Origin of the sequence: Tianweitania sediminis (genome assembly GCF_017813335.1) — a bacterium.
Lineage (GTDB): Bacteria > Pseudomonadota > Alphaproteobacteria > Rhizobiales > Rhizobiaceae > Tianweitania > Tianweitania sediminis.
This window is the reverse complement of sequence record NZ_JAGIYY010000003.1, coordinates 426,644-440,171: the sequence shown is the minus strand read 5'-3', so window position 1 is coordinate 440,171 and position 13,528 is coordinate 426,644. Positions and strand designations below refer to the sequence as shown.

The following is a 13,528-nucleotide window of genomic DNA, read 5'->3' as shown; positions in this document are numbered from 1 at the left end:
GGGCGTCACCGGTGGCACGTGTTGCATTGGATGAGCTTGGCAGGCTCGATCCCATAGGCCTGCACCATGAGCGCACCGTAATCCTTATGCGCTTCCGGATCCCGCTCCCAGTCGCTCCAGTCCATGCGCGTGACCTGTTCGGGCGGGCGCAGATGGGGTGCGGGGTCACGGTGACAATCCAGGCACCATTGCATCTGGAAGGGCTTGGCACGCGCAGTCAGCGGCATCTGGTCAATGCGGCCATGGCAGGTGACACAAGGAACGCCGCGGTCGATGTGGATGGAATGGTTGAAGTAGACGTAATCCGGCACGGCCGACACGCGGTTCCATTCGATCGGCTTGCCGGTCAGCATGCTCTGCCGGACCGGTGCCAGGATCGGCGCCCCGGTCCAGATCTGCGAATGGCAGGTCATGCAGGTATGGGTCGGCGGAAAGGTTGCCCGATCGCTGGTTTCCACGCCCGAATGGCAATAACGGCAATCGATGCCGAGCGAACCAACATGGTGCTGGTGGCTGAACGGCACCGGCTGGTCGCGAAACCAGCCCACCGCGGTCAAGAACGTGGACTCCGCAAAGCCCCCGCCGAACACGATCAGGAACACGCCCACGAGTGCGGCCAGAAACAAGACGGCTCGGAGCCTTGTGTCAGCAGATGCCGTGAAGATCTGCGCCAAGAGACCTGTCCCCTTATTCCCCTGCAGCAAAGCACCTAGTGCATCTTTGCAGCCGTGCCACCCAAGCTTGGCGCCAAAAATGGCTGCAAGACAATCCTTCTCGTGCGCTGCGGCTTCGCTTTCCTGGCCAGAGAGATGGATGAGTAGGGCCTCGGCTGTTCTGTCTGGGAACAGCGCAGCAATCATCCTGGAGGAGGGCTGACGGGATTGCCTCCGCTCCACCTTGTGGGTGATTAACTGCCGATCTTCTCGATCAGGCGCCGAGCACTTTCAGCTGCTAGCCACCCATGAGCGCAGCAGGCTTCCGCTGCACTTTCCTGATCGTTCTGCTCGAGGGCTTCAGTGCGGACTCCCTTCGGACGTGAAGCGATCTCCGGACTGAATGGGGCCACCGTGCCAGGCTGATCTTCGACCCAGCCTCAGCACATGCGTTTTCTGCCCACAGCGATTGGTTGGTTACCCAATGGGTTCTGGTCGAGGTCCAACGATTTGCGGGCCTCTTAGATGGCGAGGTACTCGCGGCGGAGTTCTGCGTTGTCCAGCACCTCCTGCGCGGTGCCGGTGAAAGCAACCTCGCCGGTGTCGAGGATCACCGCACGGTCCGCGAGCTTGAGCGCGGCCACCGCGTTCTGCTCCACGATGATCGTGGTGATCCCGAGCGACTTGATCTGGTTGAGAATGCGCTCGATCTCCTGCACGATCACCGGCGCCAGACCCTCGTAAGGTTCGTCGAGCAGGAGCAGTTTCAGGTCGCGCGCGAGCGCACGGGCGATTGCCAGCATCTGCTGCTCGCCTCCCGAAAGCGTGGTGCCTTCCTGGCGCCGACGCTCGGCCAGACGCGGAAAATGGCCGTAGATGCGGTCGAGGTCCCATCCCCTTCCGGGCGCGACCTGCGCTAGCATCAGGTTCTCTTCCACCGTCAGGCCCTGGATGATGCGCCGGTCCTCGGGCACGAGCTGAATGCCCGCGCGCGCCGCCTCGAAGGAGCGCATCTGGTGGATCGGCTTGCCGTCGAGCCAGATTTCACCACGCTGGAGATGAGGATCGTCGAGCCGCGCAATCGTGCGCAGGGTGGAAGTCTTGCCGGCGCCATTGCGACCAAGCAGCGCAAGGATTTCGCCATGGCGCACATCCAGCGAGACGCCCTGCACGATATAACTTTCGCCGTAGTAAGCATGAACGTTCCTGACGCTGAGGAACGGCTGCGCCAGGTCGCCCGAAGCCGACCCAGAGGCGACGTCGATGCTGGTCATCGCGTCCATCAATGTACCCCTCCGAGATAGGCTTCCTGAACTCTGGGGTCACCGCGTACCTGATCCGGCAGGCCTTCGGCGATGATTCGGCCGCCGGCCAGAACGCTGATCTTATCCGCGAGCGAGAAGACGACATGCATGTCGTGCTCGATGATGACCTTTGTCATGCCGCGGCTCTTGATCTTTTTCAGCAGCTCGATGGTAGTGTTGGTATCGTGGCGGCTCATACCGGCGGTCGGCTCGTCGAGCAAAAGCAGCCGCGGCTTCTGGATCAGGCACATGGCGAGTTCCAGCCGGCGCTTGTCGCCACGCGACAAGGCGCCCGCATGGACTGCGCGCCGGTCCATCAGGCCGACATCCTCAAGGGTATGTTCCGCTTCCTCGCGGATGCCGCGTTCATTGTCGACCGAGCGGAACATGTTGATCCGGAAAGCTCCATCACGCCGTGCGAAGGCGGGCGTCATGACGTTCTGGAGCACGGAAAGATCGGCAAAGATTTCAGGTGTCTGGAAGACACGGGCCACGCCAAGCTGGTTGATCTCGTGCGGCTTCTTGCCGGTCAGAACTGTGCCATCGAAGACCACCGCGCCACTGGATGGGGCAAGGCGGCCGATGATCACGTTCAGCAGCGTCGACTTGCCGGCGCCGTTTGGCCCGATGATTGCGTGGGTCTTGCCTTCATCGACCTGAAGGTCGATGTCGGCAAGGGCATGCAGGCCGCCGAAATGCTTCTGCACATCGGCAACATGGAGGACGACGTTTCCCTTGGTTTGCATCGTATGCCTCCTTATTCGGCCGCGGATGGGCTGAGTTCGCCACGGGCCGTCGCGTGCCTGCCTCCGCCCCGCCGCCGGATCGCCGAGCTGATGCGACGAACGCCTTCCATGATGCCGCCGGGCAGGAACACGACGATCAGAACGAAAAGGAGCCCGAGCGACAGGTGCCACCCTTCGCCCACGAACTTGCCGGCGACAACGACGGCAGCCTCACGTGCGCCGTCCGGAAGGAAGCCGAAGAAGCTCGACAGCACATTGTCGTTGAACGAGGAGAAGATGTTTTCGAAGTACTTGATGAGCCAGGCGCCAATCACCGGGCCCACCAGCGTGCCAACGCCGCCGAGAATGGTCATCAGGACGACTTCACCTGATGCCGTCCACTGCATGCGTTCGGCGCCGGCAAGCGGATCGGTGACCACCAGGAGCGAGCCCGCGAGGCCCGCCAACATCCCGGAGATGACGAAAGCCGTCAAAGCGTAGGGCCGTGTGTTGAAGCCTGTGTAGTTCATGCGGTTCTGATTGGACTTGATGCCCTTCAGCATCATTCCGAATGGCGAGTTGGTGATCCGCATGGCCAGGAAGAACGTTGCGAGCAGGAACAGGGCGGAAAAATAGAAGCCGTTCCAGCCTGAAAGCGAGATGCCGAAGAGACTGGGCACGGGGACCCCTGCCGGAGCTTCGGAGAAAAGCCGGTCGAGGACGCGGGGGTCGGCTCTTATCATGCGCAGGCCCGTCTCACCGTTGGTGATCGGGGTCAGCACCGAATAAGCGAGACTGTAGCACATCTGTGCGAAGGCGAGGGTCAGGATCGAGAAGTAGATGCCCGAGCGCCGCAGCGAGAGGTAACCGATGACCAGCGCAAACACGCCGGCGATCGCCACCGCGAAGAGGATGGCGGGTATTGCATTGAGGCTCAGCAGCTTGAACGACCACATCGCGGCATAGGAACCGACGCCAAAGAAGGCGGCGTGGCCGAAGGAAAGGTAGCCGGTCAGGCCAAACAGGATGTTGAAGCCGATGGCGAAGATGCCGAAGATCATGAAGCGCTGCAGCAGGTCCGGATAGGCCGCCCCGAAGGGTGCAGCCAGGATCGGCAGCAGCAGTACGACGGCGGCAAAGCCGATGAAAAGCGTGGCGTCCTTACGCGACATGATTCCAGCCATTTACGCCTCCATCACGCCACGACGGCCCATAAGCCCACGCGGAAGCACCAGCAGGACCACCACTGCCACGAGATAGATGATGACCTGGTCGATGCCGGGGAAGAACGCCTTCAGCTGATGCATCGATGCGAAGGATTGTAAGATGCCCAGCAGGAAGCCAGCTGCGATGGCGCCGGGCAGCGACCCCATCCCGCCTACCACCACCACCACGAAGGAGATGACCAGGAAGTCCATGCCCATCGTGTAGCTCGGCGGCAGGAGCGGCGTGTACATCACGCCGGCCATGCCTGCGACAACTGCAGCGATGCCGAACATGATGGTGAAACGCCGGTCAATGTTGATGCCGAGCGCGCCAACTGTTTCACGATCGGCCATGCCGGCGCGGACCACCATCCCGAAGGTCGTGAATTGGAGAAACGCAAGGACGGAGCCGATCACGCCGAGGGCGAAAAGGAAATAAACCAGCCGCCACAGCGGATAGGTGATGACGTTTGGCTGCATGCCGAGCCAGGCACCGATATCGGCGGCGCCACGCAGTTCGGTCGGCATGGGTTGCGGGATCGGATTGGGACCGAAGACCGCCTTGATGATCTCACCAAAGACGATCGCCAGGCCGAACGTGACCAGAATCTGCTCGGCATGCGGCCGCTTGTAGAAGTGCTTGATGATGCCGCGTTCCATGACGATGCCGATGATCAGCATCACCGGAATGGAAAGCAGCAGCGACAGCGGCACCGAGTAGTTGACCAGCACTGCGCCGACGTCGCCGAACCATGCCTGCACCAGAGGTTGGCGGATTTCAACCGGGGCGCCCCACGGAGACAGTTTCTCAGGATCCAGGGTGACGGTTTCGAGCGTCAGCAACTGACGGAACAGGACCGCGCAAAAGGCGCCGAACATGAACAGCGCCCCGTGCGCGAAGTTCACGACGCCCAGCGTTCCGAACACGAGCGTAAGCCCCAACGCAATCAACGCATAAGCGCTGCCCTTGTCGAGACCGTTGAGAAACTGAAGGAATAGAACTTCGAACAATGGAGCCTCCGCGAACCGTTCGCCACCCGATCGCGCGAGACCCGTCTTGCCGGGATGGCAGGACGGGTCCGTGTTTCAGATTAACGGCACTGTGGAACCGGTTCGGCGGCTCCAAGGTCACCGCCGAAGATCGCCGGATCGTAGTTGGCGGTTTCGCGGTCGATTTCCTTGAACACGTTCAACACGTCGAACTGGTTTGTCGGGTTCTCATTGCCGCGAACGACCAGCACCGACTTCATGCACTGATGATCCTCGGCGCGGTAGAGCGTCTTGCCGTTGCCCATCCCGTCGAACTCGAAGCCTTCAAGCGCCTTGATGACTTCGGGCGGATAGAAGGTGCCCGCGCGCTCACAGGCATCGGCGTAGAGCAGCGCCTGCACGTAGGCGGTGTGGGCCGCCTGCGAGGGCGGGGAGCCATAGGCCGCGCCAAACGACTTGGTGAACGCCTTGGAGCCTTCATCCGGCAGGTTCCAGTGCCAGTTGGAGGTTCCAAAGATGCCCTTGATGTTCTCGCCGGCGCCCTTGGCCATCAATTCGGAGAACAGCGGGACAACGATCTCGAACTGCTTGCCGTTCGCCTGGCGGTCGCGCATGCCGAACTGCACGGCCTGGGTCAGCGAGTTGACCATGTCATTGCCGTAGTGGTTCAGGATCAGCACGTCGGCGCCGGAATTGAGCACCGGCGTCAGGTATTGCGAGAAGTCGGCGGCGCCGAGCGGCGTGCGTACCGCCTGGACCGTTTCCCAGCCGAGCGCCTCGGTGGCGTTCTTGATCGATTCCTCCTGCGTCCATCCCCAGGTGTAGTCGGCGGTCAGGTGATAGGCGCGGCGGTCCTTGCCGTAAGCCTCAGCAAGCACCGGAGCGATTGCAATGCCGGACTGATAGGCGTTGAAGAAGTGGCGGAAGCCGTAGCGCCGCTTGTCCTTGCCCGTGGTGTCGTTGGAATGCGTCAGGCCGGCCATGAAGATGACGCCGAGTTCCTGACACAGGCTCTGCACCGCAATGGCTTCGCCCGACGACGAGCCGCCGGTGATCATGATGGCGCCGTCGCGTTCGATCATGCGTGTGGCGCCAGCACGTGCGACGTCGGATTTCGTTTGGCTGTCTGAGCTGACGTACTGGACCTTCTTGCCAAGGATGCCGTTGCCCTTGAGCGCAGATGGCTTGAGGACATTCAAAAGCCCGCCATCGCCTTCGCCGTTCAGGTGCTGGATGGCAAGCTCGTAAGCCTTCTGTTCGTCGGCGCCTTCTTCGGCGTAGGCGCCAGTCAGCGGCAGGTTGAGGCCGAAGGTCACCGTGCCGCCGGTTGGGTTGTTGCAGAATTCCTGTGCCCACGCACCGCGTGAGAACGCCAGCGGCGCTACGCCGCTGGCGATGATGCCGGCGAGACCGGTACGCAAGACATGGCGGCGGGAAGGCCCGCGCTTCAGTTCGCTCATTGTTCTCCTCCTTGGTTGCGGAAGCCACATTCCCCAAAGGAGGCTCCCCGCAACACACTATCCCCTTGCCTTTACAGGGGATCAACATCCCGTTGTTATTCAAGCGTAATCTTGTAAATTCTTTTCGGAACGGACGAGCTGACCTGTAAATCTGTTTACAAGGACCCCATGCGAGCGCCAATCGGCCTGAGAATATCAACGCGCCGCAAGGCCCTGGGCATCTCTCAGGCCGCCCTCGCGAAAGCGGTAGAGGTGTCGCCGAGCTACCTGAACCTGATTGAAGGCAACAAGCGCCAGGTTGGCGGAACCCTGTTGCTGCGTATCGCAGCGGAACTCGCGATGGATATCGCCGAGCTCACCGGTGATGTTGAGCACCGGCTGATACACGAACTCATAGAAGCGTTTTCTGATCCCGTGCTGGCGGAAAGCCGAATGGGGCCGGAGCAGGCACGCCGGCTCGTGGCCACGTCGCCCGACGTGGCGCGCCTCATAGCGCGTCTTTACCGCGCCCATTCCGCTGCAGTAGCCGATCTTGATGCCTATGCGGACCGTCTTCGGGCCGACCCGCTCCTGTCCCAGCTTCTCCATGGCGTTCTTTCCGGCATCACTGCCGTGCGCTCTGGTGCGGAAATCCTGCAGAACGTGCCGGACCTCAGCTCCGAGGAGCAACACCGCTTCCTCGCGTCGATCAACCGCGAGACGCAGAGCCTGAGCGCCATTGCGCGAAACCTAATCGGTCAGTTCGACCAGACCTCGAATGCCGGGCATTTCGCTTCGGCAAGGCGCGAGATCGACGATCTCATCTTTGCGGCTCAGAACCATTTTCCGGCACTGGAAGATGCCGCAGCGAGTTTGCGCGCGCAGATCAATGCGCGCGGGCGGTTCGGAGAAACGACGATCACGCAAATGCTGGCCGAAGATTATGGCGTGCGCGTGCTGCGCTCAGCCAGCAGTGGGGCAGGCGCACCTTACGGCTATGATGCCAGCGAACGGACGCTCTGGTTCCGCAACACCGTGCCGCAGTCCACACGCCAGTTCCAGATGGCACGCCTGCTCGCAGAACTGGCCGGTGCCGACACGCTGGAGGCCGAGCTGGGGGTGCGGCTGCTGTCTTCCGATACGGCTCGGCGCGCCGCCAAACGCTATTTCGGCTCCTACATCGCGGGGGCGATTGTTTTTCCCTACGAAACCTTCCTGCAGGATGCGCAGGCGCTGCGCTACGACGTCGACGCCCTAAGCGAGCGCTACAATGCCAGCTTCGAGCAGGTCGCTCACCGGCTGGTAACCCTGCGTCGACCAGGTGCGACCGGCATCCAGTTCGGTTTCCTGCGCGCCGATGCGGCCGGCCGGCTTTCGAAGCACTTCCCGTTGCCAGGCCTGCTCCTGCCCAACAGCGGCCACGCGTGCCCGCTATGGGCGATCTACACCGCCTTCCGCTCTCCGGGTCAGTTGGTGCGGCAAGTGGCGCGATTTCCCGACGGGTCACGCTTCCTCTTCGTGGCAAGAGCAATTTCGCGCCGCAGCGCTGGCTTCGCCGACCATGCGCTGCCGCACTCGGTGCTGCTGATCACCGACGTTCTGCATGCGGACGGAACTGTTTATGCCGATGGGCTGAACCTGATCGACCAGCATGCCGACATGCCGGTCGGACCGACCTGCCGTTTGTGCACCCGCAGCGATTGCGCGAGCCGTCAGGAGGAGGCCTGGTCACCAGGCGGTGAGATCGCGCCGGCGCCGCTTGTGCCATCATGAGCCGGTCAATCAATTTACCGCTGGCGAAGGGCGACCCATAGCAGTTAACTACCTTAATCCCTGTGGAGGAGGGATAGGGAGGAGGGATCTTGGCGATCGACGTTCTGATAGCCGAAGACGAGCCCAGCATCCTCGAAGCGCTGAGTTTCGTCCTGCAGCGCGCAGGCTGGAACATCGGGGCCGTGATGGATGGCGAGGCCGTGATGGAAGCCGTGCGCAATTTCCAGCCGCGCGTGCTCATTCTCGACATCATGATGCCGAAGCGTTCAGGCTTCGAGGTGCTGAAGCAGATCCGCGCGGAGCCGACCATGCGTGGCCTGCCCGTGTTGGTGTTGACCGCCAAGGGGCAGCAGCAGGACCGCCGGGTTGCAGAGCAGCTGGGAGCCGACAGCTTCCTCACCAAGCCTTACGCCAACGCTGACGTGGTCAACAGCATCCGCCTGCTGCTGGACCGTCCCGCCAGCGGCGCGGCGTGAGAGCAGAGCCGGCCCTCTCATGACGCGGCGCAAGATCGTCAGCGCGGCGTTCTTTTTTGCCGTGTTCGGCGCAGTAGCGCTGCTCCCGCCCTTCGTATTGCTGTTCAGGCTGGATCTCCGGATCTTCGGCATCCCCATAGAGATCACCTATATCTTCGTGCTTTGGACGATACTCGTTCTCGGAGCCAGGTGGTTCAGTCGCGTCCTTCCACTTGACGAAGCGCCGCGGTCGCTGCGGGACGCTGACCAATGACCTTGACTGCCGACCTCGTCATCGCTGCGGCGATCGCCTATGTCGGCCTGCTTTTCCTTGTGGCATTCCTTGGCGACCGGCATACCCGCAACAGCGCCGGCGGCTTCCTGCGCTCACCCTTTGTTTATACGCTTTCCATCTCGGTCTACTGCACCAGCTGGACCTTCTACGGCGCGGTGGGTTCTGCTGCGCGCAACGGGCTGGAATTCGTCACCATCTATCTGGGGCCGACATTGGTCTTCATCGGGTGGTGGTTCATCCTGCGTCGTCTAGTCCGCATCAGCCATGACCAGCGCATCACCTCAATTGCGGACCTCCTTTCCTCCCGGTTCGGGAAGTCGACACGGCTCGCGGTGCTGGTCACCGTGCTCGCTGTGATCGCGATCGCGCCCTACATCGCACTCCAGCTCAAGGCGGTTACCTCCTCGATCGAGGCCATTGCAGGCGCTTCGGCCTTCGGGCGGGGCAGACTGGAGGGATGGAGCGAGGCAGGGCTGGCGTTTGGCGTGGCGGCTGGCATGGCCGTGTTCACCATATTGTTCGGGACGCGCAATGTCGACGCCAAGGAGCAGCACCATGGAGTGGTTGCCGCCATTGCGCTGGAAGCGGTCGTCAAATTAACTGCTCTGGTGGCGGTCGGGCTGTTCGTGCTTTACGCGGGCGGCGGCTTCGAAAACATCTTCACCCGTGCAGCCGATGCTGGCCTGAACATCCATGCCACCAACGGCTTCGGTGACCGCTGGGTGGCTTCGCTGCTGCTGGCTGCTGCAGCGATCATCTGCCTGCCGCGCCAGTTCCAAGTCACGGTTGTCGAGAACTCCGACGAAAGCCACCTGCGCACCGCAAGCTGGGCCTTTCCCGCGTACATGCTGGCCATGAGCGTGTTTATCGTGCCGATCGCACTTTACGGCCTGACATCCATGCCGGCCGGTTCCAATCCGGACATGTTCACGCTGACGCTGCCTCTCGCCGCCGGCCAGGACGGATTGGCGCTGTTCGCCTTTATCGGCGGCTTCTCGTCCGCGACGTCGATGATCATCCTGGAGTCCATTGCGCTGTCGATCATGGTGTCAAACCACATCGTCGTGCCGATCATGCTGCGGATGACAAACGACGACCAGGCCGGCGACGGGCAGGGTGTGCGCCGGCTGATCCTCAATGCGAGGCGGCTGTCGATCGTGCTGATCCTGTTTCTCGGCTTCGGCTATTTCTACATGACGCGCACCTCGGATGCGCTGGCGCCGATCGGCCTTATCTCCTTTACCGGCGTCGCCCAGTTCCTGCCGGCGATCCTCGCCGCTTTGTTCTGGCGCGACGCGACTGCCAAAGCGGCCATCGCTGCCGTTTCCGTGGGCTTCCTTATATGGCTGTGGTCGAGCTTCATGCCGTCCTTTGCCTCGTCCTCGCCGCTGGTGGCGGCAGTCATGGCCGAGGGGCCGTTCGGCATCTCATGGTTGCGCCCCCAGGCCCTCTTTGGACTGTCCCAACTCGACCCGCTGGCGCATGCCGTGTTCTGGAGCCTCTTTTTGAACACGTCGGTGCTGGTGGCGGGATCGCTCCTGTCGAGCCAATCGGCGCTGGAGCATGTCCAGGCCGCAATCTTCCTCAACGTTTTTCGCCGCCATCTTGGAGAGGCCAGCGCGCTGCGCGGGTCTGCCGCCGCGGACGACCTGTTCCTTGTCGCCAGCCGTGTCCTCGGCCACCAAAGAGCGTTTGACCTTTTTTCGGAGGAGGTCAGGCAAACGGACACCGCCTGGAACAGCCTTCAGCCCACGCCGGGCTTCATCCACCGGCTGGAGCGCGAACTGGCGGGTTCGATCGGCGCGGCCTCCGCCCATGTTATGCTGTCCAAGGTGGTTTCCGGCGATGCGATATCGCTGGAGGAGGTGATGCAGATGGCTGACGAAACCCAACAGGCCATTGAGCATTCGCACGCGCTGGAACGGGCGTCGGCAAAGCTGCGGGCCACCGCAGAACAATTGGAGGTCGCCAACCGGCAGCTGCGCAAGGTCGACTTGCAGAAGGACGAATTCCTCAGCCAGGTCAGCCACGAGGTGCGCACGCCGATGACCGCGATCCGTGCCTTCTCCGAAATTTTGCTTTCCGAAGACGATCTCGACCATGTTTCGAGCCGCAAATTCGTTTCCACGATCCACAAGGAAAGCCTGAGGCTGACTTCGCTGCTCGACGAGATTCTTGATCTTTCTGCTCTCGAGCGGGGCGAACGCGTTTGGGAGAACCGGCGCATCAATGCCGAGGAATCGCTCGAGCAGGCGTTGCGGGTATGCGATGCGCTGGCTCGCCAGAACGGCACCGCAATTCGATTTGGGCCGCGCGCCGGACCGGTTGCGATTTCTGCCGATCCCGACCGGCTGAGCCAGGTGTTCATCAACCTGATCTCCAACGCCATCAAGTACAACAACGCGCCGTCGCCGGTGGTGTCGGTGCGGTCACGTATCGAGGACGAGTATTATCTCGTCGAGATTGCGGACAATGGGCCGGGCGTCCCTGAGGAAGAGCGTTTGCGCATCTTCGACAAGTTTTACCGTGGCAGGCTCGGCGAATCCGTTGGGCTTGCCGGCGCTGGTCTCGGGCTCCCGATCAGCCGCGAAATCGTGGCCCGGTTGCAAGGCACGCTGGAACTCCTGTCGGAACCTGGTGGTGGTGCCTGCTTCACCGTAAGGCTGCCATTGCCTCGCGCCGCTGGAAAGCACTTATCTGTCTAGGCGCCGTCGCTGCTCTGGATGATTTCGGCAGCCTGCATCAAGGCAGAATGTTGCCCTCCAACTTTCAAATAGCCTGCCCTCAGCGGTAGGCCGCTCCGTCGTCGGCCTTCTGCGCCCCTGCAAACCCAACGAGGTGACGCAGGCAAAGAACACGACCGCAACTCAGTATGAGGACCTCGCCGTTGAGGCGGAGCAGGTGCAAACCGCGCCATCCCGAGGGGAGGGCGAGCCGCAGCCGCAAGGCAGAGCTTACAGCTGGGAAGCAGCATTCGCCGACGTTCTCAAGATCTCTGGACCCAACAGCCCAGCCGATGAAGCTCTTCAAGGATGCGGTGGTTATGCCAGAGCGATGGATGGAGCTACCTAACCCGAGCGTCACTCGTCCGCAAAAACATCGGCATGGGCAACGCGCAGATCGCGCTTGAGGATCTTGCCACTCGCGTTCTTGGGAAGTTGATTCACGATCTCCACGTGCTTAGGCGCCTTGAATGACGACAAATGCTCGCGACAATAGGTCATGATCATTTCAGCGGAAACGACCGACCCGGCCTTCGGGACCACCACCGCAGTCACAGCTTCTATCCACTTCGGATGGGGCAGGCCGAACACCGCAACTTCTGCCACGTCCGGGTGGCGGAAGATCGCTTCCTCGACCTCGCGGCTGGCGACATTCTCTCCGCCGGTCTTGATCATGTCCTTCTTGCGGTCGACCACATAAAGATATCCCTCCTCGTCGAAACGGCCGAGGTCGCCGCTGTGGAACCAGCCATTTCGGAACGCCTCAGCGGTTTTCTCGGGATCGTTATAGTATTCGGTTATCAAGTGCGCGCTGCGATGCACGATTTCGCCGACCTCACCCGTGGGCACGGGATGGTCCTCATCGTCAACGACGCGCGTCTCTACATTAAGAGCTGGACGTCCAGCCGAGCCGAGCTTGCTCAACTGCTCTTCCGGCTTGAGGATTGTTGCAACAGGCGCCATTTCCGTTTGGCCATAGAAGTTGAACAGGCGCATCTGCGGGAGGCGACGCAGCATCTCTTCAATCACCGCCGTCGGCATGATCGATGCACCGTAGTAGCCGGCCTGAAGGCTGCTGAGATCGCGGCGGTCGAAATCGGGATGGCGCAGAAGCGCGATCCAGATGGTCGGCGGGCAAAACAATTTCGTCACGCGGTGCGCTTCAATGGCTTCCAGCATGCTGGCCGGATCGGCTTTATCGTGCAGAATGGACGTCGCGCCGAGATAAAGGTCCGGACTGAGGAAGCAGTCGAGCTGTGCGCAATGAAACAGTGGCATGCAGTGCAAGGACACGGCATTAGCCGTCATTTCGCCGTCGACAATGCAGCTGACATATTGTGCGTAAAGGGCTGCGGAGGTGAGCAGGGCGCCCTTCGGACGTGACTCCGTACCGCTGGTATACATCATCTGGATCGGATCGTCGGGGCTGACATTGCGCCAGACTTCAGACGCATCCTGAAAATCCAGAATGGCGGATACCGGTGCCCACCCGTCTGGCCTTGCGGTACCGGTATGGGGGATCGCGAACTTCGGCAAGTCCCGCCCATTCTCTGCGAGCGCCGCATCCCCGACCTGGCATAGCGCGTCTTCTGCGATCAGCATTTTTGCACCGGAGTGCGCAAGGATATAGGCGACGTCTGGCGCGCTCAGCATGAAGTTGACGGGGGTCGTGATGGCTCCAAGCCGTGCCAGGGCAAAACGCAGGACCACAAAGGCGCGGTTGTTGTGGCTGAAAAGCGCCACGCGATCGCCCCTGGATACGCCCTGCGCCTCCAGTCCGTTGGCAGCCCGGTTCACCGCCTCGTCCAGCTCGGCGAAACTGTCGGTCTGATCACGGAACATCAGCGCTGTTTTACGGGGCAGGCGCGCCGCAGATCGGCGCAACAGGTCGCTCAACTGCTGGCCGCGTGCACGTTGGATGTGCTCTTCAATCACCATGGTTGTTTCCCTCTTTTTGGCGGCGGGT

The 13,528-nt window shown here is 61.7% G+C and carries 11 protein-coding genes; 4 read left to right on the top strand and 7 right to left on the bottom strand.

The annotated features are described in order from the left end of the window. Nucleotides 1-5: 5 nt before the first annotated feature. From J5Y06_RS12685 to J5Y06_RS12660, 6 genes are all read right to left on the bottom strand, one after another. On the bottom strand, nucleotides 6-674 hold the full coding sequence (locus tag J5Y06_RS12685) for a cytochrome c3 family protein (protein WP_209335507.1): 669 nt from the start codon (nucleotides 672-674) through the stop codon (nucleotides 6-8). 500 nt (nucleotides 675-1,174) lie between these two features. After that, the gene (locus J5Y06_RS12680) at nucleotides 1,175-1,927 is read right to left on the bottom strand and encodes an ABC transporter ATP-binding protein (protein WP_245247828.1); all 753 of its coding nucleotides are present in this window, start codon (nucleotides 1,925-1,927) and stop codon (nucleotides 1,175-1,177) included. A gap of 8 nt (nucleotides 1,928-1,935) precedes the next feature. Next, complete coding sequence (locus J5Y06_RS12675; RefSeq protein WP_209335505.1) at nucleotides 1,936-2,703, bottom strand: ABC transporter ATP-binding protein; 768 nt, start codon at nucleotides 2,701-2,703, stop codon at nucleotides 1,936-1,938. 11 nt (nucleotides 2,704-2,714) lie between these two features. Further along, nucleotides 2,715-3,866 (bottom strand): branched-chain amino acid ABC transporter permease, encoded by a 1,152-nt coding sequence (locus J5Y06_RS12670; RefSeq protein WP_209335504.1) that lies wholly within the window; start codon nucleotides 3,864-3,866, stop codon nucleotides 2,715-2,717. After that, entirely contained in the window at nucleotides 3,867-4,898 is a 1,032-nt protein-coding gene (locus J5Y06_RS12665) for a branched-chain amino acid ABC transporter permease (protein ID WP_209335503.1), read from the bottom strand. Between the two features lie 80 nt (nucleotides 4,899-4,978). Then, nucleotides 4,979-6,337, bottom strand: a complete 1,359-nt coding sequence (locus J5Y06_RS12660) for a substrate-binding protein (protein ID WP_209335502.1) — start codon at nucleotides 6,335-6,337, stop codon at nucleotides 4,979-4,981. Between the two features lie 168 nt (nucleotides 6,338-6,505). On the opposite strand from J5Y06_RS12660, the gene J5Y06_RS12655 reads away from it, so the two are divergent. From J5Y06_RS12655 to J5Y06_RS12640, 4 genes are all read left to right on the top strand, one after another. Then, nucleotides 6,506-8,089 carry a helix-turn-helix domain-containing protein gene (locus J5Y06_RS12655; RefSeq protein ID WP_209335501.1) on the top strand — a complete coding sequence of 528 codons (1,584 nt, stop codon included), beginning with the start codon at nucleotides 6,506-6,508 and terminating at the stop codon, nucleotides 8,087-8,089. A gap of 89 nt (nucleotides 8,090-8,178) precedes the next feature. Further along, a complete protein-coding gene (locus J5Y06_RS12650) occupies nucleotides 8,179-8,565 on the top strand; it encodes a response regulator transcription factor (protein WP_209335500.1) in 387 nt (128 codons plus the stop codon). 19 nt (nucleotides 8,566-8,584) lie between these two features. Beyond that, the gene (locus tag J5Y06_RS12645) at nucleotides 8,585-8,818 is read left to right on the top strand and encodes a hypothetical protein (RefSeq protein ID WP_209335499.1); all 234 of its coding nucleotides are present in this window, start codon (nucleotides 8,585-8,587) and stop codon (nucleotides 8,816-8,818) included. After that, nucleotides 8,815-11,544, top strand: coding sequence for a sensor histidine kinase (locus J5Y06_RS12640; protein ID WP_209335498.1), 2,730 nt, complete (start codon nucleotides 8,815-8,817; stop codon nucleotides 11,542-11,544). The genes J5Y06_RS12645 and J5Y06_RS12640 overlap by 4 nt, the downstream gene beginning before the upstream one ends. A 375-nt stretch (nucleotides 11,545-11,919) precedes the next feature. Here J5Y06_RS12640 and J5Y06_RS12635 read toward each other — a convergent pair whose 3' ends face one another. Beyond that, a complete protein-coding gene (locus tag J5Y06_RS12635; protein WP_209335497.1) occupies nucleotides 11,920-13,500 on the bottom strand; it encodes an acyl-CoA synthetase in 1,581 nt (526 codons plus the stop codon). Nucleotides 13,501-13,528 lie beyond the last annotated feature (28 nt).